The sequence below is a fragment of the Megamonas hypermegale genome (genome assembly GCF_900187035.1).
Taxonomy (GTDB): Bacteria; Bacillota; Negativicutes; order Selenomonadales; family Selenomonadaceae; genus Megamonas; species Megamonas hypermegale.
On the sequence record NZ_LT906446.1, the window covers coordinates 1,800,952 to 1,826,665 of the forward strand.

The 25,714-nt window shown below is 38.6% G+C and carries 19 protein-coding genes and 3 rRNA genes; 6 read left to right on the forward strand and 16 right to left on the reverse strand.

Features of this window, described 5'->3' with window-relative positions:
• Positions 1-19: 19 nt before the first annotated feature.
• Both ilvA and CKV65_RS08790 read right to left on the reverse strand, forming a co-directional pair.
• Complete coding sequence (gene ilvA / locus CKV65_RS08785) at positions 20-1,282, reverse strand: threonine ammonia-lyase (protein WP_051177641.1); 1,263 nt, start codon at positions 1,280-1,282, stop codon at positions 20-22.
• Between the two features lie 239 nt (positions 1,283-1,521).
• Complete coding sequence (locus CKV65_RS08790) at positions 1,522-2,541, reverse strand: M23 family metallopeptidase (RefSeq protein ID WP_479691170.1); 1,020 nt, start codon at positions 2,539-2,541, stop codon at positions 1,522-1,524.
• Positions 2,542-3,043: 502 nt separating this feature from the next.
• On the opposite strand from CKV65_RS08790, the gene CKV65_RS08795 reads away from it, so the two are divergent.
• Positions 3,044-5,308, forward strand: coding sequence for a glycogen/starch/alpha-glucan phosphorylase (locus tag CKV65_RS08795; protein WP_027890525.1), 2,265 nt, complete (start codon positions 3,044-3,046; stop codon positions 5,306-5,308).
• Between the two features lie 90 nt (positions 5,309-5,398).
• On the opposite strand, the gene CKV65_RS08800 is transcribed toward CKV65_RS08795, so the two are convergent.
• A complete protein-coding gene (locus CKV65_RS08800; protein WP_027890526.1) occupies positions 5,399-7,318 on the reverse strand; it encodes an aconitate hydratase in 1,920 nt (639 codons plus the stop codon).
• 268 nt (positions 7,319-7,586) lie between these two features.
• Between CKV65_RS08800 and CKV65_RS08805 the strand changes: the two genes are divergently transcribed.
• Together CKV65_RS08805 and CKV65_RS08810 are read left to right on the forward strand one after the other, a co-directional pair.
• Complete coding sequence (locus CKV65_RS08805) at positions 7,587-8,924, forward strand: citrate synthase (protein ID WP_027890527.1); 1,338 nt, start codon at positions 7,587-7,589, stop codon at positions 8,922-8,924.
• Between the two features lies 1 nt (position 8,925).
• The gene (locus CKV65_RS08810) at positions 8,926-9,924 is read left to right on the forward strand and encodes an isocitrate/isopropylmalate dehydrogenase family protein (RefSeq protein ID WP_027890528.1); all 999 of its coding nucleotides are present in this window, start codon (positions 8,926-8,928) and stop codon (positions 9,922-9,924) included.
• 632 nt (positions 9,925-10,556) lie between these two features.
• Here the strand turns inward: CKV65_RS08810 and CKV65_RS08815 are convergent.
• The 8 genes from CKV65_RS08815 to CKV65_RS08850 form a co-directional block, all read right to left on the reverse strand.
• The gene (locus CKV65_RS08815; RefSeq protein WP_027890529.1) at positions 10,557-11,165 is read right to left on the reverse strand and encodes a CatB-related O-acetyltransferase; all 609 of its coding nucleotides are present in this window, start codon (positions 11,163-11,165) and stop codon (positions 10,557-10,559) included.
• A 77-nt stretch (positions 11,166-11,242) separates the two neighbouring features.
• Positions 11,243-11,506, reverse strand: coding sequence for a CD3324 family protein (locus CKV65_RS08820; protein ID WP_027890530.1), 264 nt, complete (start codon positions 11,504-11,506; stop codon positions 11,243-11,245).
• A gap of 148 nt (positions 11,507-11,654) precedes the next feature.
• Positions 11,655-13,310 carry an SWIM zinc finger family protein gene (locus CKV65_RS08825; protein ID WP_027890531.1) on the reverse strand — a complete coding sequence of 552 codons (1,656 nt, stop codon included), beginning with the start codon at positions 13,308-13,310 and terminating at the stop codon, positions 11,655-11,657.
• Between the two features lie 330 nt (positions 13,311-13,640).
• Complete coding sequence (locus CKV65_RS08830; RefSeq protein WP_027890532.1) at positions 13,641-13,955, reverse strand: DMT family transporter; 315 nt, start codon at positions 13,953-13,955, stop codon at positions 13,641-13,643.
• A gap of 19 nt (positions 13,956-13,974) precedes the next feature.
• Positions 13,975-14,283, reverse strand: coding sequence for a DMT family transporter (locus CKV65_RS08835; RefSeq protein WP_027890533.1), 309 nt, complete (start codon positions 14,281-14,283; stop codon positions 13,975-13,977).
• A gap of 203 nt (positions 14,284-14,486) precedes the next feature.
• Positions 14,487-14,603 (reverse strand): 5S ribosomal RNA (rrf, locus tag CKV65_RS08840).
• Between the two features lie 68 nt (positions 14,604-14,671).
• Positions 14,672-17,581, reverse strand: a 23S ribosomal RNA gene (locus tag CKV65_RS08845).
• Positions 17,582-17,818: 237 nt separating this feature from the next.
• A 16S ribosomal RNA gene (locus CKV65_RS08850) occupies positions 17,819-19,374 on the reverse strand.
• Together the 16S, 23S and 5S rRNA genes form the textbook arrangement of a ribosomal RNA operon.
• A gap of 712 nt (positions 19,375-20,086) precedes the next feature.
• Between CKV65_RS08850 and CKV65_RS08855 the strand changes: the two genes are divergently transcribed.
• From CKV65_RS08855 to CKV65_RS08865, 3 genes are read left to right on the forward strand one after another with little or no spacing between them, the layout of a single operon-like run.
• Positions 20,087-20,530: a thioesterase family protein gene (locus tag CKV65_RS08855; RefSeq protein WP_027890470.1), complete on the forward strand. Its 444-nt coding sequence runs from the start codon at positions 20,087-20,089 to the stop codon at positions 20,528-20,530.
• A 6-nt stretch (positions 20,531-20,536) separates the two neighbouring features.
• Positions 20,537-20,689 carry a hypothetical protein gene (locus CKV65_RS08860; protein ID WP_155909581.1) on the forward strand — a complete coding sequence of 51 codons (153 nt, stop codon included), beginning with the start codon at positions 20,537-20,539 and terminating at the stop codon, positions 20,687-20,689.
• Positions 20,690-20,710: 21 nt separating this feature from the next.
• The gene (locus tag CKV65_RS08865) at positions 20,711-21,835 is read left to right on the forward strand and encodes a sodium ion-translocating decarboxylase subunit beta (RefSeq protein WP_027890471.1); all 1,125 of its coding nucleotides are present in this window, start codon (positions 20,711-20,713) and stop codon (positions 21,833-21,835) included.
• 51 nt (positions 21,836-21,886) lie between these two features.
• Here CKV65_RS08865 and htpX read toward each other — a convergent pair whose 3' ends face one another.
• The 5 genes from htpX to CKV65_RS08890 form a co-directional block, all read right to left on the reverse strand.
• Positions 21,887-22,762, reverse strand: a complete 876-nt coding sequence (htpX, locus tag CKV65_RS08870; protein WP_027890472.1) for a zinc metalloprotease HtpX — start codon at positions 22,760-22,762, stop codon at positions 21,887-21,889.
• Between the two features lie 31 nt (positions 22,763-22,793).
• Complete coding sequence (locus tag CKV65_RS08875; RefSeq protein ID WP_027890473.1) at positions 22,794-23,477, reverse strand: TerC family protein; 684 nt, start codon at positions 23,475-23,477, stop codon at positions 22,794-22,796.
• Positions 23,478-23,694: 217 nt separating this feature from the next.
• Positions 23,695-24,660 (reverse strand): bile acid:sodium symporter family protein, encoded by a 966-nt coding sequence (locus CKV65_RS08880; RefSeq protein ID WP_027890474.1) that lies wholly within the window; start codon positions 24,658-24,660, stop codon positions 23,695-23,697.
• Positions 24,661-24,896: 236 nt separating this feature from the next.
• Positions 24,897-25,418, reverse strand: a complete 522-nt coding sequence (locus tag CKV65_RS08885) for a nitroreductase family protein (RefSeq protein ID WP_027890475.1) — start codon at positions 25,416-25,418, stop codon at positions 24,897-24,899.
• A 69-nt stretch (positions 25,419-25,487) separates the two neighbouring features.
• Positions 25,488-25,667 (reverse strand): hypothetical protein, encoded by a 180-nt coding sequence (locus tag CKV65_RS08890; RefSeq protein ID WP_036254841.1) that lies wholly within the window; start codon positions 25,665-25,667, stop codon positions 25,488-25,490.
• Between the last annotated feature and the right edge of the window lie 47 nt (positions 25,668-25,714).

Here is a 25,714-nt window from a genome sequence, read left to right on the forward strand (position 1 = left end):
CTTGGGGTTTTATTCGTTATTAATATATTTTCTTTACTTTAAAACCGTTTTTATTAAGTTCTTGTGTAATTTGATTGATATGGTCAATGCCATTTGTTTCAACTGTTACTTCCAATACAACTTTTTTGAAGCTATCTGTCACTTTTGCTTGGTTATGGTCAAGTTTAATTACGTTAGCATTTAAATCTGCTAAAATTTTGGATATAGCTAAGAGCTGACCTGGTTTATCTGGAAGCTGTACACTGAAGCAGAATACACGGCCACGAGCGATAAGAGCTTTATCTATAAGTGCAGAAATTGTAGAAATATCAATATTACCACCACTTACAATAGCAGCTACTTTTTTACCTTTAAACGGCAATTTACGGCTTGCTGCCAAAGAAAGTACACCTGCACCTTCAGCAATAAGTTTATGTTTTTCAATCAAAGATAATAAAGCTGACATTATTTCAAATTCAGAAACAGTGATGATATCATCTACATATTTTTTGATGAATTCAAATGTAACATCACCTGGTGTTTTTACAGCTGTACCTTCTGCTACTGTATCAACTGTAGGTAAAGTTACGATTTTATCTTCTTGAAGAGATGCTTTTACACAAGCTGCTCCACATGGTTCTACACCGATTACTTTTACATGTGGATTTACCATTTTTGTAGCTACAGCTACACCGCTTACAAATCCGCCACCACCAACTGGTACTAAGATAACATCAACATCTTTCAAATCATCTATGATTTCTAATGCTGTTGTACCTTGTCCTAAGATAACTTCAATATCATTGAACGGATGAATAAAAGTATAGTTGTATTTCTTTTGAAGTTCTACTGCTTTTTCAGCTGCAGCATCAAAATCATCACCAGATAATACAACTTCTGCTCCATAAGCGCGAGTTGCTTCTACTTTTAAAAGTGGAGTTGTAGCAGGCATAGTGATAACTGCTTTTACACCTAATTTTTGTGCTGCAAAAGCTACGCCTTGAGCATGGTTACCAGCAGAAGCTGCAATAACACCATGTGATTTTTGTTCATCAGTCAATTGGCTTATACAGTTATATGCTCCACGCAATTTGAATGAACCTGTTTTCTGTAAGTTTTCCGGTTTTATATAAATATCATTATGCGATAACTTAGAAAAATAATCGCTATAAATAAGTTCTGTTTTTCTTATAACACCATCTAAATTTTTAACAGCGCGATAAACATCAGCTATTGTAGTTTTTTCCACAACATCCCGTGGTGATAATACATTGTCTTTTTTCTCGTTAGCCAATAAAAACATCTCCTTAATAATAAATTTTCAAAAAAAACTAAAATTTCCTTATTAGTCCTGTACAATAAGATATTTATAAATATATAGATATCTTTATATTATATCATAAAAATTAACAACTTTACATTGTTTAACTAAAAAATAATTTTTAGTTATGTATTAATGAAATATCATAATATATTTTAATCAAAAAAATAACAGCTCTATACACTGAATTTTTCATTCATCTGTATAGGGCTGTTATTTGCTTAATTAAATAAATAACCTGATGGGTCCACGGCTTGTCCATTTATGCGTACTTCATAGTGAACATGTGGCCCTGTAGAAAATCCTGTACTACCCATATATGCAATGATTTGACCACGTCTTACTTGCTGTCCTGCTGATACTACTACATAAGAAGCATGTCCATAACGTGTCATCACACCATTGCCATGATTGATATCAACCATATTACCATAACCGCCTGAATTCCAGCCAGCTACGCTGACAACACCATCGGCTGTAGCTCTGATAGGAGTTCCCATATCATTTGCTATATCTATACCAGGATGGAAATCACTGCCACCCCAACGAAGTCCATATGGAGAACTTACGACACCTTGTGCCGGCCAAATAGATGGTGTTACTGAAATCGTCTGATTAGAAATAGCTATTTGTTGACGTTTCATAACAATTGCTTTTTGCAATTCTAATTTTAACTGCTGCATATTATTACGTTGTCCAGACATTTTACTTTCAACATTATTTAAAGTATTACGCACATTTTCAATTGTTAATGGTTGTGGATATGGCCCACCTTGTCCATTTTGTTCTGGATTTATACTTTCATCTGCATTTTCATCTGTAGCAGTATTTTCATCATCAATTTCAACACCCGAAAGTTGCTTTAATTCATTTTCTAAATTAATGAGTTGGTCCATATCTTCTTGTAAACTGTTGGCCTTCTTATCCAACTCTGATAATTGTTGTTGCTGAATAGTATTTGCTTCTTGAAGTTCGCGTATATGTTCTTTATCACTTTGATTATTTATATACGCATATCCAGCAAAACCTAAAGAACCAATGACTAATATAAACATTATTACTACCGAAGCTATCAAATATTTAACCATATTCTTGCTTATCGTAAATAATTTTACATTATCTATCTTATCCGGAATAATTCTGACTGTATAAGAACTATTCTGCACTTTTTCAACTTTTTCTGTCTTTTCAACCACATTTGGTTCAGACTGCTCTGCTGAATTTTGCTTTTCTTCTTCCAGACTCAACACTTCGCCCCCATTAAGTTTTTCAATTCAAATTATTAACTACCATTAATAGCTACTCTCAATCATTTTAATATTATAACATAAAAAAAAACGTTTTGTTCAACTTCAAGTTAGACAAAACACTTTTTTAATTATTTTTTAATCCATCTTTTTTATTTACCATAAATTTTTTACATATCTAATTAAATCTTCCTATTAAATTCATATTAAAATAATATGTTTTATATTAATAAATATAATTTTACATTTATTATACATAGTTAAATAATTATATTTTATTTTTATATGAATATTTTTTATAATTAACAAACGCTTATATATCAACTATTATAGAAAAAGCATACAACATTTATACAATATTTAAACAACATTTATCATAAAAATTTTTGTTGACAATTGCAATAAAACCTTTTATATTAAGGTCTGTTGAAATAAACTACTTTTTATTTCTATTCAACATTTTATATAAAATATTAATTATAAGGATGAGGATATTATGTTGACTAAATTAAATAATTTATTACAACTGCAATTTAAAAAGAATATAGACACTTGCACTAACGAAGAATTATATATAGCTTTGTTAATGTTAGTTAAATCTCTTAGTAATAATCGTACTGTAACAGTAACAAAACGTAAATTATATTATATTTCCGCTGAATTTCTAATTGGTAAATTGCTCTCCAACAATTTAATCAATCTTGGAATTTATGATGAAATCAATGATTTACTAAAAAAACACGGTAAAAACTTAACTGATATTGAAGAAATCGAACTTGAGCCATCTTTAGGTAACGGTGGTTTAGGCAGACTTGCTGCTTGCTTTTTAGATTCCATTGCAACACTTGAGCTTTCTGGTGATGGCGTTGGTTTAAATTACCATTTAGGTTTATTCAAGCAAAAATTTGAAAATCATTTACAAAAAGAAACTAAAAACGAATGGATACAAAATCCTAGTTGGTTAAACGATACAAAAATCGGTTTTGATGTACAATTTAAAGATTTTACATTGCACTCTCACCTTTACGATATCGATGTACTCGGCTACAATCATGGTTTAAATAAACTTCATTTATTTGACCTTGATAGCGTAGATGAAAACATTGTACAAGGCGATGGCATTTCTTTTGATTTAACAGATATAAAAAGAAATTTAACTTTATTCTTATATCCAGATGACAGCACAAGAGAAGGTCAAATTTTACGTATTTATCAGCAATACTTCATGGTTAGCAATGCTGCTCAATTAATTCTCATGGAAGAAAAAGCTAAAGGCCATGATTTAAGAAAATTACACGAATACGTTTGTGTTCAAATCAATGATACACATCCTTCTTTAGTTATTCCTGAACTCATTTGGCGCTTAACAAATGAAGGTATTAATTTTGATGAAGCTGTTCATATCGTAACAAATACTTGTGCTTATACAAATCACACAATTTTAGCTGAAGCTTTAGAAAAATGGCCAATGGATTATTTACAGCAAGTAGTTCCACACTTAATTCCTATCATTCAGAAACTCAATGATATTGTTGCTCAAAAAAGCGATAATGAACAAGTTCAAATAATCGATAAAGAAAACCGTGTTCATATGGCTAATATGGATATTCATTTTGGCTACAGCATTAATGGTGTTGCTTCCTTACACACAGATATCTTAAAGCAAAGTGAACTCCATTCTTTTTATGAATTATACCCTGAAAAATTTAACAATAAAACAAATGGCATAACATTCCGTCGTTGGCTCATTCATTGCAATCATGAACTCAGCCAATATATCACATCTTTAATCGGTGATGATTTTAAACAAGACGCTATGAAATTAGAAAACTTAATGCAATTCATCAATGATGAAAAAGTTTTAAATCATCTTTTACAAATAAAAATGAATAGTAAAAAAGATTTAGCTACTTATTTAAAACACACTATGAATGTTACAATCAATCCTGATAGCATTTTTGATATTCAAATCAAACGCTTACACGAATACAAACGCCAACAGATGAATTTACTCTATATCACTCATTTAATCTTGAGAATTCGTCAAGGCTATAGACCTACTACACCTATTACATTCTTATTCGGTGCTAAAGCTGCTCCAGCTTATGTAATTGCTAAGGATATCATTCATGCAATTTTATGTGTACAAGAAATCATTGCAAATGACCCTGTACTTTCTAAATACATTCAAGTAGTCATGATAGAAAACTACAATGTTACTAATGCAGAAAAATTAATTCCTGCTTGTGACATTTCTGAACAAATTTCACTTGCCAGCAAAGAAGCTAGTGGTACTGGTAATATGAAAATGATGTTAAATGGTGCAGTAACCATCGGTACTGAAGATGGTGCTAATGTAGAAATTCATGAACTTGTTGGTGATGATAACATTTACATCTTTGGTGAAAGTAGTTCTAATGTAATCAATCATTATGCTAATCACGATTATAATGCAAATGCTTATTATACAAATGATAATGAAATTAAAGCAGCTGTTGATTTCATCAACTCTCCTGAAATGGCGGCTATCGGTCAAATCGATAATCTCAATCGCTTACATCATGAACTTTGCACAAAAGACTGGTTTATGACACTTTTAGATTTGAAATCATATATTCAAACAAAAGATAAAGCTTTTGCAGATTATGAAGACCGCCTTAAATGGGCTAAAATGTCCTTAACAAATATTGCTAAAGCTGGTTATTTCTCCAGCGACCGTACAATTTCTGAATACAATCACGACATTTGGAAATTAAATTAATTATGCTCTCTCTCTAAAATTCTATAATAAACACTCTATAAATAAAAACAGCAGGAAACCCTCTCCTGCTGTTTTTATTTTTCACTTATTTTATTTACCCATTTTTATATAATTTAAACGACCGCCAGCCATCAAGATATCAACATCAAGTTGAGATAATGTATGAGCTACTTCAAATGTAGTATTTTTAGTCGTATTCACTACTGTCATATTTTTTCCAGGCTGTAATTCATGCAAATTAGCAATTTTAAGCACATCACCTTCATCAATGCTATCATAATCAGCTTCATTGACAAATGTGAATGGCACGATACCGAAGTTTACTAAGTTTGCTAAATGAATACGCGCAAAGCTCTTAGCGATAACTGCTTTTATGCCTAAATACATTGGAGCAAGTGCTGCATGTTCACGGCTAGAACCTTGACCGTAGTTTTGACCAGCTACAATAAAGCCACCGCCAACTTCTTGGCAATGTTTCTTAAAGCCAGGCTGTACGTCACGGAAAATAAATTCAGATATTTTTTCAATATTAGAACGGAATGGCAATACTTTTGCACCTGCTGGAGCGATATGGTCAGTAGTGATATTATCGCCAACTTTAATGACTACTTGTTTTTCTACTTCATCAGCAAGTGGAGTATTTTCTGGAAGCGGTTTAATATTTGGACCGCGTACTATTTCAACATCTTCTGGATGTTCTTTTTCTGGCGGTATAATCATCGCATCATTTATTTCAAAATGGTCTGGTTCTGCTGGAATATCAAAATCAGCTTCTCTTGGGTCAGCGATACAACCTTTAATAGCGCTATATGCTGCTACTTCTGGAGAAACGAGGCATACATTTGCGCTCAATGTTCCGCTTCTGCCATAGAAGTTACGGTTAAATGTACGAAGTGACCAAGCATTTGTAATTGGAGATTGACCCATACCAATACATGGACCGCAAGTGCATTCAAGCATTCTAGCACCACTGCTGATTAAATCAGTGAGTGCACCATTTTCTGATAACATTGTCAAAACTTGTTTTGAACCTGGTGAAATGCACAATGAAACATTATCTGCTACAACGTGATTTTTCAAAATTGAAGCGACAATCATCATATCGCGATATGATGAGTTAGTGCAACTACCAATTGCAACTTGGTCTATTTTTTTGCCAGCTACTTCGCGCACTGTTTTTACAGCATCAGGGCTATGTGGCATAGCAATCATTGGTTCTAAATCATCGAGATTGATTTCATATGTTTCATCATAAACAGCATCATCATCAGCACAAAGTGGTACGAAACATTCTTCTCTATTTTGTTTTTTCAAGAATTCATGCGTAATTTCATCGCTTGGGAAAATAGATGTTGTTGCACCAAGTTCAGCACCCATATTTGTTATAGTGGCACGCTGTGGAATATTTAAAGTTTTTACACCTTCACCTGTGTATTCAATTACTTTGCCCACGCCACCTTTTACGCTCATAATCTGTAATACTTTTAAAATTATATCTTTAGAGCTTACACCTTTATTGAGTTTACCCGTGAGTTTTATATTTACAACTTTAGGCATTTTTAAATTAAATGGTCTGCCAGCCATAGCACAAGCTACATCTAATCCGCCAGCGCCCATAGCTAATGCACCAATACCACCAGCAGTTGGAGTATGTGAATCACTGCCAAGAAGTGTTTTACCTGGAGCAGCAAAACGTTCCAAATGAACTTGATGGCAAATACCATTTCCTGGACGAGAAAAATAAATACCATGTTTTTTTGCTACTGTCTGCAAATATTTATGGTCATCAGCATTTTCAAAACCACTCTGAAGTGTATTATGGTCAACATAACTTACAGAAAGCTCTGTTTTAACCTGTTTTACACCCATAGCTTCTAATTGCAAATAAGCCATAGTACCAGTTGCATCTTGAGTCAAAGTCTGGTCAATTTTTATCGCAATAGGGCTTCCTTTATCCATAACTCCTTCTTGTAAATGAGCTTTTATAATTTTTTCTGTCAATGTAGGCATTTCTCTAGCTCCCTTTCATTCATTATAAAAATACATTTTTATAAAATAAAGTTTCAATATAAAAACAACATGTTCATTATAACACAAAAATTACATAGATGTTCATTTATACAGTATACATATACAAAAAAATACTTCATTTTGTGTATATTATATTTTATAATAATCTGTATTTGTGTTATAATAGACAATGTTATTCTCATATATAACATTTATTTATATTTTTATATAATTTTTTTGATATTTTGTAATAAAGGAGAAAATGCAAATGGATAATACTTTTCTCGCTCAATTTTATGGGAAGTCTCAAATTTATACAGATATTCCTAATCATTTATACAAAGATTTTAACGTAAAAAAAGGTTTACGCAACGAAGATGGTACAGGTGTACTCGTAGGTCTTACACGTGTTGCTGATGTTGTCGGTTACAAATACGATGATGAAGGCCATAAAATAGATACAGAAGGTACACTTTATTTTCGTGGCATAGATATTAATGAAATCGTAAAAAATCGCAATGGACTTCGTTATATTTATGAAGAAGCTTGTTTTTTACTATTATTCGGTTATCTGCCAAAACAAAGCGAATTAGACAAATTCTGCAAAATACTTAAAGATAACTATGAATTACCAGATGATTTTCTTGAAATGAATTTGCTTCGTATGCCTGGTAAAAACCTCATGAACAAATTACAACATGCAATTTTAACTTTATACAATTATGATGAAGACCCAGACAATACTGATGTATATGAAACACTTTTAAAAGGCGTACAGATTATGGCAAAATTGCCATCTATCGCTTGCTATGCTTATCAATCTAAAATGCACTATTATGAACATAAAAGTCTTGTCATTCATTATCCTCGCAAAGATTATTCCACAGCAGAAAATATCTTATACATGCTTCGCCTAGATGGAAAATTTAGCGAAAAAGAATCAAATCTTTTAGATATCATGTTACTTTTACATGCTGACCACGGCGGCGGTAATAACTCCACTTTCACAAACGTAGTAATTTCTTCTACAGATACAGATATTTATTCTGCAGTTTCTGGTTCCATTGGCTCTCTCAAAGGCCCTCGCCACGGTGGTGCTAATATAAAAGTAGCCTTAATGATGGATGCTGTAATTTCTGAAATTGGTTATACACGCGATGACAACAAAATTAAAGATATTGTAGTAAAATTATTAAACAAACAATTTTACAATAAATCTGGTCTTATTTATGGCTTCGGTCATGCCGTTTATACAATATCTGACCCACGTGCTGAAGTTCTACGCCATTATTGCGGTATCGTTGCGCGTGAAAAAGGACGCGAAGAAGAATTTGAATTTTACTTACGCTTTGAACGCATTGTCAAAGATACTTTACTTGAAATGAAAGGCTTAACAGCTTGCGCTAATGTCGATTATTACAGTGGTTTCGCTTATGATATGCTCGGCATACCTCGCGATATGTTCACTCCATTATTCGTAATCAGTCGCATGGTAGGCTGGCTTGCTCATAATCTCGAAAATAAACTTTACGATGGCAGAATTATGCGTCCTGCAACAAAATACGTAGGCACTATAAATGAATATATACCCATGGAGGAAAGATAAAATGACAAAAACTATTACAGTTTTTAAAGGCGATGGCATTGGTCCTGAAATAACTGATGCTGTACTTAAAATTTTAAACGCTGCTGGTGCAGACCTTGAATATGAAATCTTTAACGTTGGCGCTAAAGAATATGAAAAAAATGGTAAATTAATCCCTGATGAAGCATTTACTTCTTTTGATAAAAATAAAGTATTGTTAAAATCACCAATCACTACACCTGTTGGCAAAGGTTTCCGTTCACTCAATGTAACATTGCGTAAAAAATACGATTTATACGCTAATATTCGCCCTGCAAAATCAAATAAAGCTGTTAAAACACCTTTTGAAAATGTAGATTTAATCGTATTCCGCGAAAATACAGAAGACCTTTATGTAGGCGTAGAAGAACAAATCGATGAAAACACAGTTCATGCTACAAAAATAATCACAAGAGCAGCAAGCCAACGCATTATCAAAGATGCTTTTGAATATGCTGTAGCTCATAACCGCAAAAAAGTAACTTGCGTTCATAAAGCCAATATCTTAAAAATGAGTGATGGTTTATTCCTCAGCATTTTTTATGATATCGCTAAAGATTATCCACAAATTCAAGCTGATGATAAAATCGTTGATAACACATGCATGCAACTTGTCATGAACCCACAACAATTTGATATCATGGTAATGCCTAATCTTTACGGAGACATCGTATCTGACCTCACTAGCGGCTTAATCGGTGGACTTGGGCTTTTACCTTCTAGCAACCTCGGCAAAGATTACGCTATGTTTGAAGCCGTTCACGGCAGCGCACCAGATATCGCAGGCAAACACATCGCAAATCCAACAGCTCTTTTATGGTCTGCTTGCATGATGCTTGAATACCTCGGTCAAAATGATGTAGCAGGCAAAATCAGAAAAGCCGTTGATGAAGTGCTGAACGAAGGAAAACACCTCACACCGGATTTGCACGGCACGGCTACAACGGAAGAATACTGCGAAGCTATTATTGCTAAGCTTTAATAATCACATAAAAAAACTGTTGCTTAAATTAAATGCAACAGTTTTTTTATTACTCGCAGATTTCTATTTACTAAGTTCAATTAAAGAAAGTGCCTGTTCGGCACAATATACGTTAAAAATAGTTATTTATTAATTTATTCTTATATTGCGCCGGGCAATTTTTCTTTGAAGGCAAAGAAAAGTTGCCGAAAATTCACCTTACGGCATAAGATATCTCTAAGTGCTAAAGCACTAAGAGCTATCTTAAAACCTTTTAGTTCGTGCACTGCTAAGAGATTTTTACTTTAAGAAAATGGTTTTTTATCTCTAACGTTTAAAAACTCGCTTCGCTCAAACATTTAAACTAAAAACAGAGCTAAAAAACCATTTTCTTAATAGCTAAAGCTACCGTAAAAATCCCCAACGCAGACAAAATTTTAGCATGAATAGCAACAGCAGTGTTTATAACTCAAATTGAGTTCTTACTGGAACTAAAAGGCACGAGCCAAATTCCAAATGTTTCGAGCTGTTGTACCGACTATGTTTATAGAAAGACTACGAAGGCTTGCCCAGTGCAGCGTAAGCGAAACGTTAAAAAGGTCTTTTCTTTTTGGTTCGTTTTTCTTTTGACCTTTCAAAAGAAAAATGAACAATTAAATTCCATTTTGAATTTCTGTCAAATTTCTTCTGATTTTATCAGCCGGCCAATTCCACCATTTCATCTTTTGCAGTTTTATTATTACTTCATGCGAAAATCTTTTGCGAATTACTTTTGCCGGTATTCCTCCGACAATTTCATAAGGCTTAACATCTTTCGTCACAACGGCTCCTGTCGCCACGATTGCACCGTCACCGATTTTTACACCTGATAAAATAATCGCATTGTAGCCAATCCATACATCATTGCCGATTACAATATCACCTTTATTATCCCAACCTTTAGCCACATCTTTTTTATCCATATTCCATTCATCATACATAAGCGCAAAAGGATATGTAGACAAAGATTTTAGCGTATGGTTAGCACTGTTAAATAGAAATTTCGCCCCGCAGGCTATCGAACAGAATTTGCCGATTATAAGCTTTTCGTGGTTCACTGGATAATGGTATAATACATTATTTTTTTCAAAATCACGCGGGTCATGAACAAAATCGTTATAAATCGTAAAGTCGCCGACAATTATTTCCGGGTCACTGACCACATTTTTTAAATAAACTGTCGTTTTATCATATTTTCGCGGATAAATTTTCTCTGGCTGCATAATAACACTTCCTTTTATTTTCTTTTCTTATATTATTATGCCTGTCAAAGTTTTTCTATCCACAATACAATACAGAATTATTTTTTATAAATTATCTTTTTGACAGCTGATACGGATAAATAATATCTGTCGGCTAAAATATCCAAAGATACGCCGTTTTTATATTCCTGCCGTATTTTTTCATTCCGTCTATCCAGCTCCAAACGGTAACCGGACTGTTCGCCCCAGTTTTTCCGTTCATCCGTTTTAATCGGTACATAGACATATCCACCTTGAACATAATTTTGCAATTCTTTTATTAACGGTTTCGGCAAAATTTCATTTGCATTAATATATTTCATTTTTAAGGCTCCTTCTTGATAAATTCATCAAGTTGCAGAGCCCTAGCTGCGATATATTTACTCCATGCAGTTATCGCAGATTAAGACTCTGCATGGAGTAAAGCTTCATTCTGCTGCATTTTCATTTTCCTTTCTAAAAATCTGATTTTTAAAACCCAGCTTTATTCAGTTCATCCATCATCGCTCTGCGGCGTTTAAATACATCGCGCCAGTTTGCGGCAATCTCTTTTGCTTTCTTCTCGCCGCCCGAATACAGTGTTACTTTCTTTAAATATTTAATCAAATCACTGTACTGCTCACGGTTGGAAACTTTCATTTGATTTTTCCTTATATAATCAACATATAAATCCAGCATCCGCTCCGGAAATATTTTTTTCAATACCTTTTCATATCTGTCAATCTCATACAGTTCAGCACGCTCGAAAATTTCTTGCCATAACTCCTCGTACATGCCCTCTTTTTCCAACAATTCCAATTTTGTTTCCCGCAACATTTCTCCCGCCAGAATTTTTTCTCTGTATGATAGCCACTCCTCCGGCGTACAGTCTTCCCTCAATTCATAAATAAGGGATAAATCGCTTCCGCAACTATCAAATATAAACTCCGTCAATTCTTTTCTATAGGCTTTTTTATTACCTACTTTTTTATACAGCTCAATCAGATTTTTGCGGTACCTTGCCATGAACAGGTAATTATCTTCGTCCAGCTTTTTACTTTCTTCTAAAATTTCAATGGCTTTCTGCCAATCCTCCTGCGCTATATATTCATCAAATACAACTTTTCTGATTTCCGGCAGCTTCCAGTATCTCTCTTTATACAAATTAATCTGTTCAGCCGGATAATTCAGCTTCTGCATGATTTTCAGTTTTTCACCTATATATTTGCTGTAATTATAACTAAATTTGTCCTCTTTTATAAATTCATCAAGCAGTGCCAGTTTTTTCTCCAGATATTTTTCTTCAGCAAAATTTTTCATAATAAATTCATATACAACATCTTCGATAAAATCATCTAATTGATGTTTCAAAAGTTTATTATTGAACCACCGAAACATTTTATCCTTGCTTTTATCATCAGCTTTCTCCATGATTTCCAGCCAGTAATTCTTGCAATCGCCGGCAACGGCAACTATTCCGCCGTCCGAATCATCCATCGGCTGATTTGTTATTTTATCGAGAACGTAATTGGTCAGCTCAAACGCTTCCACAAGAAAGTTCTTGTCAATCATGCTCTCTATGTTGGTTTTCATAAAAGCCTCCACGTCCGATATATAATCGAACGCATCTTCCCATGCAATAAACCCATCATTGCTGTATCGACGGATAATCGCCCGCAAATCCTTCTTCAGATTTTTTATATATTCCGCGTCAATGCTGCTGCCGTAATTTATCCTTATATAATTTTCAATACTCTTGTTATCTTTCGCCAAATTATAAACGTAATCACGAAGCTCCGCTTCCGGAATACTGTCCACGATATCCTGCAAGTTCTCTTTTGCCGTTTGTTTATTTCTTCCGCTTTTACCGTTTAATTCTATCGTGCCGTTTTCCTGTTTTTCTATCGCATACATAACGGCCGCCATATGCTTGCAGTTCTCGCCGCTGTCGGCATAAGGACAATCGCAGGACATGTATTCGACTTTCCCGTTTTCCATTTCAATCTCAACTTCATACCGCACCGTGCCGCTTACATACGCTTCATATCCCTCAGCCGTTTTCCTCAGGTTTTGAACTGCTCCGTTATTATAATAACTGCGTCCTCGGTCCAGTATCCTCTTTTCAAAATAATCTTTCCAGCTTTCCATAAAAACACCGCATTTTCATTTATTTTTATAATTCATTACTTATTGCGCTAGTTGATTTCTCAAAGCAGTATAATAGTTTATATTTAGTGAGGTTAAATATCAAGAATATAAATAATTATACTGCTGGCTTAAAAACTCGATGTCTTACTAGCACAACAATCATTTACTTTTAATCAAATCTCATTTTAACAAAAAATTCAATGATGTATCTTACAATCAGCTAGCTTTTTAAACGGTGCTACGAATAAAGCTTGCGCTTTCATCTGTTATCCTCCTAAAAAATTAAATCATATAATCTTTTCGGGATAAACGATTTTAAATCCTTTATTTTCATGCCGTAAGTTTCAAACCGACAACAGCAAAAATTATCATAGCAATACAGATAAGCCTGCGCCAATCAGCACTTTCTCCGTATTTTATAATGCTTATGCCCACACCGCCGACAGCTCCCATACCTGTCCAAACAGCGTACGTAACACTCATTGGCAGAACACGCATCGCCAAATGCAATAAAAACAGACTCATGCCAAACGCCATACACATTTTCACAATAGCTAGCTTTTTTCGCTTTAACTGCCATACATTCATATAATTTACAAACATCACTTCACAAAAACCGGAGACAATTACATACAGCCATTCCATAATTATATCCTCCCCACTTTTATTCCTTCAGCAATTTAAGCCCGATTACACCGGTCAGCAACAGCACGATAAAAAATATCTGTGTCAAAGCCGGCACAATACCAAAAACAAAAAATTCCACCAAAATAGTTCCCAATGACCCCATTCCGACAAAAACGGCATACGCCGTGCCGACAGGCAAAGTATTTACCGCCGCAATCAGAAAATACGTGCCTAGTCCCAATGCCACCGCTACAAATACCCATTCCCAAGCAGCATTAGCATACTTAAGTCCCGTCACCCAAATAAGTTCACAGATAACGGCTAAAATAACATTCATCCAGCCCATATAAAAACCTCCTAAATTAATAAAAATAAAAAAGCGATAAACTCTGTCGCGTTGTGCAACAAAGTTTATCGCTTAAATCTCAGCATAATTGACCAATGTCTTATTCATATTCATTTTTATTTTCACCTATAGAATAACCGATATCTATCCATTTGTCAAATTTTATATAAAAAAAGAGCACTGAACAACCAGTGCCCTTTTCTAACCGGCAACTTCCTATCCTCCCAGCACGTTTCCATGCAAGTACTTTCGGCCTCTAAATGCTTAACTACTGTGTTCGGTATGGGTACAGGTGGTTCCATTTAGGCATCATCACCGGATATTCATTTTTTCTGAGGTTTTGTTCCCTCAAAACTTCACAGAAGAATTTCTTGCTCTACCAAGCTTTTAAGTTAAGTTCTCGACTTATTAGTACCAGTCCGCTACATTCATTACTGAACTTCTACTCCTGGCCTATCAACCTCATCTTCTTTAAGGTGTCTTTCAAGCTTACGCTTTGGGAGACCTCATCTCAAGGCTGGTTTCACGCTTAGATGCTTTCAGCGTTTATCCTTTCCGGACGTAGCTACCCAACTGTACCCCTGGCGGGATAATTGGTACACCATTGGTCCGTCCACTCCGGTCCTCTCGTACTAGGAGCAGCCCCCTTCAAGTCTCTTACGCCCGCGATGGATATGGACCGAACTGTCTCACGACGTTCTGAACCCAGCTCACGTACCACTTTAATGGGCGAACAGCCCAACCCTTGGGACCTGCTCCAGCCCCAGGATGTGATGAGCCGACATCGAGGTGCCAAACCTCCCCGTCGATATGGACTCTTGGGAGAGATTAGCCTGTTATCCCCAGGGTAGCTTTTATCCGTTGAGCGATGGCCCTTCCACTCGGAACCACCGGATCACTAAGCCCTACTTTCGTACCTGCTCGTCGTGTCTGACTCGCAGTCAAGCTCCCTTCTGCCTTTGCACTCTTTGCGCGGTTTCCGTTCGCGCTGAGGGAACCTTTGGGCGCCTCCGTTACATTTTGGGAGGCGACCGCCCCAGTCAAACTGCCCGCCTGACACTGTCCTGAGTTTCGTTACTCCTACAGTTAGAGGTTCAATAAATAAAGGGTGGTATCCCAACGTCGACTCCATCTAGGCTAACGCCCAGACTTCCCAGTCTCCCACCTATCCTGTACGTTATTTACTAAACATCAATGTCAGGTTGCAGTAAAGCTCCATGGGGTCTTTCTGTCCAGTCGCGGGTAACCTGCATCTTCACAGGTACTTCAATTTCACCAGGTCCCTCGTTGAGACAGTGCCCAAGTCGTTACACCTTTCGTGCGGGTCGGAACTTACCCGACAAGGAATTTCGCTACCTTAGGACCGTTATAGTTACGGCCGCCGTTTACTGGGGCTTCAATTCAAGCCTTCGAGTTGCCTCTAAGCCCTCCTCTTAACCTTCCAGCACCGGGCAGGTGTCAGCACCTATACTTCAGATTTCTCTTTCGCAGGCACCTGTGTTTGTGCTAAACAGTCGCTTGGGCCTCTCTTGTGCCACCGGCTTGCGCTCTGGAAGCAAGTTCCTTCACGCCCTCCGGCTATCCTTATCCCTAAGTTACGGATACAATTTGCCGAGTTCCTTAACGAGGGTTGTCCCGCGCACCTTAGGATTCTCTCCCCGCCTACCTGTGTCGGTTTCGGTACGGGCGCTCCATCTCTCACTAGAAGCTTTTCTCGACAGCATGGCTCACTTGAATTTGACTCTACCGAAGTATCGTCTATCTATCAGCTCTCGGTCTTATGATACGGATTTTCCTATATCACAACCTACCACCTTCGACACGCTCTTCCAGTCGCGTGCTCAAGCTACCTTCTGTGTCACTCCATTGCTCAAACGATTTGAAGCGGTACAGGAATATTAACCTGTTGTCCATCGCCTATGCTTTTTGCCTCGGCTTAGGTCCCGACTTACCCTGAGTCGACGAGCGTTGCTCAGGAAACCTTAGGCTTTCGGTGGAACAGATTCTCACTGTTCTTTTCGCTACTCATACCGGCATTCTCTCTTGTGTATCCTCCAGCGCTCCTTACGGTACACCTTCAGTCGAATACACAACGCTCCCCTACCCAGAATTATTCATCCTGCCACGACTTCGGTTCTGTACTTGAGCCCCGGACATCTTCGGCGCAAGGCCTCTCGACCAGTGAGCTATTACGCACTCTTTTAATGGTGGCTGCTTCTAAGCCAACATCCTGGTTGTTTATGAAGTCTTACATCCTTCTCCACTTAGTACAGCATTGGGGACCTTAGTCGGTGGTCTGGGCTGTTTCCCTCTTGACTACGGGTCTTATCACTCGCAGTCTGACTCCCAGGGTCTTAATTATAGCCATTCGAAGTTTGTCTAGGGTCGGTAGGCTTTACGCCCCCTTACCAGAACAGTGCTCTACCGTCTATAATCTTCCCTGAGGCTAGCCCTAAAGCTATTTCGGGGAGTACCAGCTATCTCCGCGTTCGATTGGCATTTCACCCCTATCCACGGTTCATCCCAAAGTTTTTCAACACTCACGGGTTCGGTCCTCCACGCATTTTTACCTGCGCTTCAACCTGACCATGGATAGATCACTGCGGTTTCGGGTCTACACCATGTTACTAGTCGCCCTATTAAGACTCGCTTTCGCTTCGGCTCCGTGTCTCCCACTTAACCTTGCAACATAATGTAACTCGCCGGTTCATTCTTCAATAGGCACGCCGTCGCACTCTTAAGGTGCTTCGACTGCTTGTAGACATACGGTTTCAGGTTCTATTTCACTCCCCTCCCGGGGTTCTTTTCACCTTTCCCTCACGGTACTATTCTCTATCGGTCGCCAATTAGTATTTTGCCTTGGAGGGTGGTCCCCCCTGCTTCCTACAAGGTTTCACGTGTCTCGTAGTACTCTGGATACCAGCCAGATTGACTCCTTTTCGCCTACAGGTGTTTCACCTTCTACGCATGGCCTTTCCAGACCATTCGGCTAAGAAGTTTCCTCTTTCTGCCGGTCCTCAACCCCAGACAACCGAAGTTATCTGGTTTGGGCTCTTCCCCTTTCGCTCGCCGCTACTTAGGGAATCTCATTTGATTACTTTTCCTCCGGGTACTTAGATGTTTCAGTTCCCCGGGTCTGCCTCTTTCGTATCATCACATTACTGATGATGGGTTGCCCCATTCGGAAATGTATGGGTCACTGGATGCTTGCTCCTTACCATACCTTTTCGCAGCTTACCGCGTCCTTCATCGGCTCTTGGCGCCAAGGCATCCGCCGTATGCCCTTGTTCACTTAACTTACTTAAGGTCATTTGCTTTTGTCTTCGCTAATGTTTTTTAAATCCTAAAATGCTTGGTTCAATCCACTAAACTCTAAGAGAAGCATTTGCTTTTCTTTTTGGTGAATTAGTTTTTTGCATTTATATTCTTCTGTGCAGTTTTCAAAGAACAATTGAGAGATATTCTCTCAAAACCAAACAATGCTTACGAATGTGCTCGACTCATACCTTACCTTCCGGTAACGCATGCTCCTTAGAAAGGAGGTGATCCAGCCGCACCTTCCGATACGGCTACCTTGTTACGACTTCACCCCAATCATCGCCCCCACCTTCGACGGTCGGTTCCTTTCGGCCCTTAGCCGGCTTCGGGTGTGAATGACTTTCGTGGTGTGACGGGCGGTGTGTACAAGGCCCGGGAACGTATTCACCGCAGTATGCTGACCTGCGATTACTAGCGATTCCGACTTCATGCAGGCGAGTTTCAGCCTGCAATCCGAACTGAGAGATGCTTTTAGGGTTCCGCTCTGCCTCGCGACTTCGCTTCCCTCTGTTCATCCCATTGTAGTACGTGTGTAGCCCAAGACGTAAGGGGCATGATGACTTGACGTCATCCCCGCCTTCCTCCGCGTTGTCCGCGGCAGTCTACTATGAGTTCCCACCTTTACGTGCTGGCAACATAGTATAGGGGTTGCGCTCGTTGCGGGACTTAACCCAACATCTCACGACACGAGCTGACGACAGCCATGCACCACCTGTCTTCCTGTTTACCGAAGTAAAAATACTTATCTCTAAGTACGTCAGTCGATGTCAAGTCTTGGTAAGGTTCTTCGCGTTGCGTCGAATTAAACCACATACTCCACCGCTTGTGCGGGCCCCCGTCAATTCCTTTGAGTTTCAACCTTGCGGCCGTACTCCCCAGGCGGGATACTTATTGCGTTAACTCCGGCACGGAAGGGGTCGATACCTCCCACACCTAGTATCCATCGTTTACGGCTAGGACTACCGGGGTATCTAATCCCGTTCGCTACCCTAGCTTTCGAGCCTCAGCGTCAGTTACAGTCCAGAAAGCCGCCTTCGCCACTGGTGTTCTTCCTAATATCTACGCATTTCACCGCTACACTAGGAATTCCGCTTCCCTCTCCTGCACTCAAGAAAGTCAGTTCGGACCCCCTCACGGGGTTGAGCCCCGCACTTTTAAAGTCCGCTTAACTTCCCGCCTGCGCTCCCTTTACGCCCAATAATTCCGGACAACGCTTGCCGCCTACGTATTACCGCGGCTGCTGGCACGTAGTTAGCCGTGGCTTCCTCGTTAAGTACCGTCAAACAACACCCTTATTCAAAATGTTGCCCTTCGCCCCTAACAACAGAACTTTACGATCCTAAGACCTTCTTCGTTCACGCGGCGTTGCTCCGTCAGGCTTTCGCCCATTGCGGAAGATTCCCCACTGCTGCCTCCCGTAGGAGTCTGGGCCGTGTCTCAGTCCCAATGTGGCCGTTCATCCTCTCAGACCGGCTACTGATCGTCGCCTTGGTGGGCCTTTATCCTCACCAACTAGCTAATCAGACGCAAGCTCATCTTCAAGCGGAAGCATTTTCAGAGGCCTCCTTTAGAGAAATATCCATGCGGTCATCTCTCATTCATTCGGTATTAGCACCCCTTTCGAAGTGTTGTCCCCATCTTGAAGGTAGATTGCTTACGCGTTACTCACCCGTTCGCCACTTGATGTTTACCGAAATAAACACCCCGTTCGACTTGCATGTGTTAAGCACGCCGCCAGCGTTCGTCCTGAGCCAGGATCAAACTCTCCAAAAAAATTATTTTTCGAAGAACCGATTGGCTCTTAATTATCTGTTTAAAAGAAATTTAAAGGTAAATTCATTTTCATGAATTACCGCACATTCGTCTGTTAGAAAACATTGTGCATTGTTTAGTTTTCAAAGAACATCTGACCTCTCAAAGTCAGCTTGTTTATTTTATCTCACTTAGAAGATTTTGTCAAGCACTTTTTTCAACTTTTTTTAATTTGTTTTTCAAAGGCTTTGTTTTTTTCTTTTAAGTGATGCCCTCTCATCGAGTGCTTAAGTATTATATCTTACTGAATTTATTCTGTCAAGCATTTTTTTCAAATTCTTAACAAGTTTTTTCAGTTTTTGTGCCGCCTCATTAGCGACGAAAAATATTATATCCAAAACAGAACTTCATGTCAATACTTTTTTTCATCTTTTTTATAAAATTTTTCTCAAACCTTATTTTCATACTTCAATATGCCTTATTAATAACTTTTAGTAATCTATTCTAATATTATATATCATTAGACATGCTATATATAAAGTGCTATTATTTACATTATAGTCAAGCGGCTTTCATAACAATTTATTATAAAACTGCCATATATGAAATTTATTCTACATAAAAACGATATTTTTCCATAATAAAAAGGATAATTTCCATCTACAGCGAATAAAATATCTATTAATCAGAAAAATTATTTTTATCATTAAATTTATACTAAGAGGTGTTTGCTATGTTAGATTTAAACGAAATATTAACGGTTGGACAAAATTTTATGATTAGAAAAGTTGTCCAGCGTTCCGATACGGCAGCGGCTTATTCCAAAGATTTAAATCAGTTTCTTTCTACGCCGACTATTATCGATTTGGCAATTCGCGCTTCTATGGAAACTATCGATAAATATCTGCCGGACGATTACGTAAGCATCGGCTTCAGTATAAAATTCGCCCATACGGCGGCTACAAGTCTGGGAATGACTTTAACGGTAAAAGTCAGTATCGTAAGTATTGAAGACCATGAAGTCGACCTTCGCATTGAAGCATGGGATGAACAGGGCGAAATCGGCTACGGTATGCACAAAAGAAGTATTGTAAGCAAGGAACATTTAATGAAGAATGCTGAACGCAGAACACGTTTTTTAACTAACAAACGTTTGGATAATTTTGGAAGGAGATAATTCATTATGATGATATCTGACGATTTATGGGGAGCTTTTTCCTTGAGTATTATTGACTTTATATTGAGTTTTGTATTTATCGGCGGAGTAGGTGCCGTATTGTACCTATTCCCGTATTTGAACAAATTAGGTGAAGTCAACGAGGAAGACCATTATTAAATTTAGGGAAGTGTGATTTTTATGATAGATTTCGGCGCTCTTTTAGAAGCATTATTATTACAAACAGGTCTAATGTCCATGTCATTCGGCAATATTATAATGATATTAGTCGGCGGTGTTATGCTATATCTCGGTATTATCAAAAAATATGAACCATTTCTGCTCGTAGGCATCGGACTTTCATGTATTGTTGCCAACATTCCGGGTTCCGGCCTTGTCGAAGAAGGCGGTCTATTCCATTACGCTTATCAGGGTGTAGAATCACTCATTTTGCCGCCGCTTATTTTCTTAGGCGTAGGTGCTATGACCGATTTCGGTCCGATGATTGCCAATCCTTCACTCGTCATATTGGGTGCAGCAGCTCATCTCGGTATTTTCGTTGCCCTCATTATGGCAAAACTAATGGGATTTTCACTTGCCGAAGCATGTTCCATCGGTATTATCGGAGGTGCCGACGGTCCTATGGCAATTTATACCACAGTCCAGCTTGCACCGCATCTTCTGCCGCAGATTTCCGTTGCCGCATACTCGTATATGGCATTAATGCCGCTTATTCAGCCGCCAGTAATGCGGCTTTTAACTACTAAATCAGAACGCAAAATCATCATGAAACAGCCGCGTTACGTTTCCCGTTTGGAAAAAATCGTATTTCCTGTCGTTATGATCATCATCGTAAATCTTTTCCTGCCGCCGGTTGCCCCGCTCATCACCATGCTCATGTTCGGCAACCTAATCCGTGAATGTTTGCTGCTTGACCGTATGGCAGAAACAATTTCCACTCCGTTTTTAAACATTATCACATTGGTTTTGACGATTGCTATCGGTTCTACAATGAGTGCAGATACTTTCTTAACGTCTCAGACGCTCTTAATTATTTTCCTCGGCCTCGTATCTTTCGTTTTCGGTACTGCCTCCGGCGTTGTCTGCGCCCGCATTATGAACAAAATCAGCGGCGGCAAAATCAATCCGTTAATCGGTTCCGCCGGTATCGCTTCCGTTCCGATTGCTGCCCGCGTATCGCATAAAGTCGGTCAGGAAGAAAACCGCAATAATTTCTTAATCATGCACGCTATGGGACCAAATCTCGCCGGTGTATTCGGCACTGCTATCTCAGGCGGTATCATGCTCGCACTGCTCGGTCAGTAATATTTTCATAAAAAAAGGAACTCAATTTTTGAGTTCCTTTTTATTTTACCGTTATACAGTTGTAATTCCTTTTTCACTTGCCTGTTCATGCAGTCTTGCAATTCTGTCTTCCGTTAAAGGATGCGTGCTAAACATGTTGGCCAGTCTCTTGCCGGCACCTTCAAACGGATTGATGATAAACATATGTGCCGTAGCCGGTGTGGCATTCGGCATTTCACCATGTTTTGCATAATAGTCGATTTTTTCCAGCGCATTGGCTAAATACAGCGGATTGCCGCAGATATTGCCGCCTTCGGCATCAGCGTCGTATTCGCGCGAACGGGATACCGCCATCTGGATAATACCTGCCGCCAGCGGTGCAATAATAGCCGTTGCCAATAAAGTAGCCATATTGGAGCCGCCTTCTTCATCATCATTGTTGCTACTGCCAAAAATAGCACCAAACTGCGCTACGTTGGCAATCATAGAAATAGCACCCGCCATCGAAGCGGCAATCGTGCTGATTAAAATATCGCGATGCTTTACATGAGCCAATTCATGGCTTAGTACGCCCGCCAGTTCTTCATAATTTAAAACACGCATAATACCTGTTGTCACGGCAACTGCCGCATGTTCCGGATTTCTGCCTGTTGCAAAGGCATTCGGTTCATCCGCTTCAATAATACATACTCTCGGCATCGGCAGTTCCGCTCTTTTTGCAAGTCTTTCCACCAAATCATACAAATTCGGTGCATCTTCCCGTGTTATTTCCTGTGCACCGTATGCTTTCAAGCACATATCCACACTGTTCCAGTACATAAATATATTCATACCAAGTGAAACGACAAACATCACGAGAGCACCCGTACTGCCGCCGACTGCTCCGCCGATAGCTATTAAAATACCCATTAAGGCTGCCATCAGTACAGTCGTCTTTAACATATTCATAAAAATTTTCCTCCTAAATTAAATCAAACAATCATTGACATTTACACATACTGTGATTTTTAAACCAGCCGAAACTTAAAACAGCTACTACTAAAACTACTTTTATAATCAGACTCCAATCTTCAAGATAAACACCGATTACTTTATCCATCGTCATCATTTCCGCTGCCGTATATGCCAAAATTCCGCCGCCCAGATAAATAAGCCACGGCAGCTTCTTCATTATCAGCATGAAAAGCTGTGCGCCGCAAAGTACAATCGGCAGACTAATCATCAAACCGCATATAATAAGGCTCCATTTTGCCTCCGGCACCATATTGGCAACGCCTGCAAGTGCCAGCACATTATCAAGACTCATAATAAAATCGGCTATCATAATTGTCCTCACCGCCGCAAACAGTGTCGTTGCCTGCTTGCCGCCGCCCTCATCTTCATCATTATCCATAAGCAGTTTTACCGCTATATATACAAGCAGTGCTCCGCCGATGAATTGCAGATACGGAAGTCCCAAAAGCTCCGTAGCAAACAGTGTAAGACAAACTCGCACTATCACAGCTCCCGCACCGCCGATTATTACGCCCTTCAAACGTTCACCATCCGGCAGGGACTTGCACGCCATCGCAATAACTATGGCATTATCGCCGCTCAAAATCAAATCCAGCAGTAAGATACTGCCGAGCGCCGCAAACCACGGTGCAGTAAATATACCTTCCACTTTTCCATCGCTTCTTTCTTTATTTCTTCATATAATATAAAAAGACCTTGTTCCATACAGATAAAAATTCGTATGGAACAAGGTCTTGCTTACAAAAATAATTGCCGACTGTACCGGGGCATTTTGCCCGTATTGACGATAGCAATCGTTCAGCTACTCCCCTTGTAGGTATATCATAAATAATAATATATCATATCCATAAGTTCCCTGCAAGAGATTAATTATGCGCCAGTTTTTCAGCTTTGGCTTTCTCCGCCTTCTCCATTTTGCCTGCTAAATAATTAGCTGCGAGCGAACCAGAGATATTGTGCCATACGCTGAACACTGCGCCCGGAATTGCCGCTGCCGCACCGAAGTGCATTAAAGCCAAAGAAGAAGCCAGTCCGGAATTTTGCATTCCGACTTCAATAGATATAGCTTTCGATTTCGCCAAATTCATTCTCAAAGCTTTAGCTACAGCAAAGCCCAAAGCATAACCAAGCAGATTGTGCAGCATTACCACAGCCATAATCAAAAGTCCCGTCTGCATAATCTGCTGCGAACTTACGGAAACTACACCACCGACAATCAGCACGATTGCAATTACGGAAATAAGCGGCAGCAGCTTTATCGCTCTGCGTACAAAATCACCGAATAATTTATTGATGACAATACCTAAAACAATCGGCACCACAACGACCTGCACGATGGAAATCATCATAGCCGCCAGAGAAATCTCAATCCATGCTCCGGCCAGCCACCATGTAAGAAGCGGCGTAACAACCGGTGCCAGAATTGTCGTCGTCATCGTCATGGATACGGACAAAGGCACATCACCGCGTGCCAGATACGTCATTACATTGGAAGACGTACCGCCCGGACACGTACCGACCAGAATTACGCCGACAGCCAGTTCCGGCGGAAGCTGGAAAAGCGTCGCGAGCAGCCAGGCAAGACCCGGCATAATCGTAAACTGAGCCACAGCTCCGACAAGTACGTCTTTCGGACGCTGGAAAACCAGCTTGAAATCTTCAAAACGCAGCGTCATCCCCATGCCGAACATAACGATACCCAATAAATATGTAACATAACCTGCCGCCCATTTAAATGTCCACGGCATAAACAGGGCAACCGCTGCCACGATGATAACAAAAGCCGCCATATACTTAGAAATAAAATTGCTTAAAGCTTCTAATGCTTTCATCCAAAATCCCTCCTGCAAAACTTTTAGTCCACTGTATAAAATATACACTGAAATATATACATAACGTCAAATATATAATTAAAATTAATATTACTGCGTAAATAATAGATTTTATAAGTGATATTATGTTTACATATTTACAGTGTGTATTTCATATATTACTGCAATTTTTTTTCAAAGTCAACAAAAAAAGCTCCCAAATACAAAAAATGTATTCGGAAGCTTTGTCCTAATATTTATTTTATCGTGATAACATAATCATCCTTACGCGGTGCCGCTTTCGGCAAATCTCCATCCGGATAACCAATGACGCAATGACCAACACCGATATAATCGCCTTCAATACCCCATTGTTTTAAAAGTTCTTTGCCTTCTGCTGTTTCAAATTCTTCTTTTGCTCTATTAATCCAGCAAGAACCAAGACCTAAACTATGCGCAGCAAGCATTAAATTTCCCATTACAAGTGAACCATCTTGAACTGCTGTAGGTCTTGTAGCATCTGCCAAAACTAAAATAACTGTAGGTGCACCATAAAATGGGTCAGATTTTACTCCCATGATATCAGCATTCCATTTAGATAATTTAGCGATTACTTCTGGATTTTGAATTACTACCATTTTAGGAGATTGCAAACCTTTTCCTGTAGCAGCATATTTACCGGCTTCAATTATAGTCTGTAAATCTTCATCTTTAATCTGTTCAGGTTTATATTTGCGGCAACTTCTTCTTTCTATCATGGCTTTTACAATTTCATTCATTTATAAAACCTCCTTAAAATCATCTATACTTTATTTCCACAAAATTTTTTTCAATTCCTCTAAAATTTTTCATTCTCTTTTTTCATGTAAATAATCAAAAATTTGTTTTATCATCACGAGCGCAACAATCACTGCGGCAAATCTTACGAATTCTACTATGAGTTCTGGTACTTCTAATACATGAAAAACAGCACCAATCACCAATAATACACACAAAATCAAAACTTTCATCAGTAATGGTTTTTTCATAAAACTACACTTCCTTAATAAATCGTTCAATAAAAGTTTATAATACC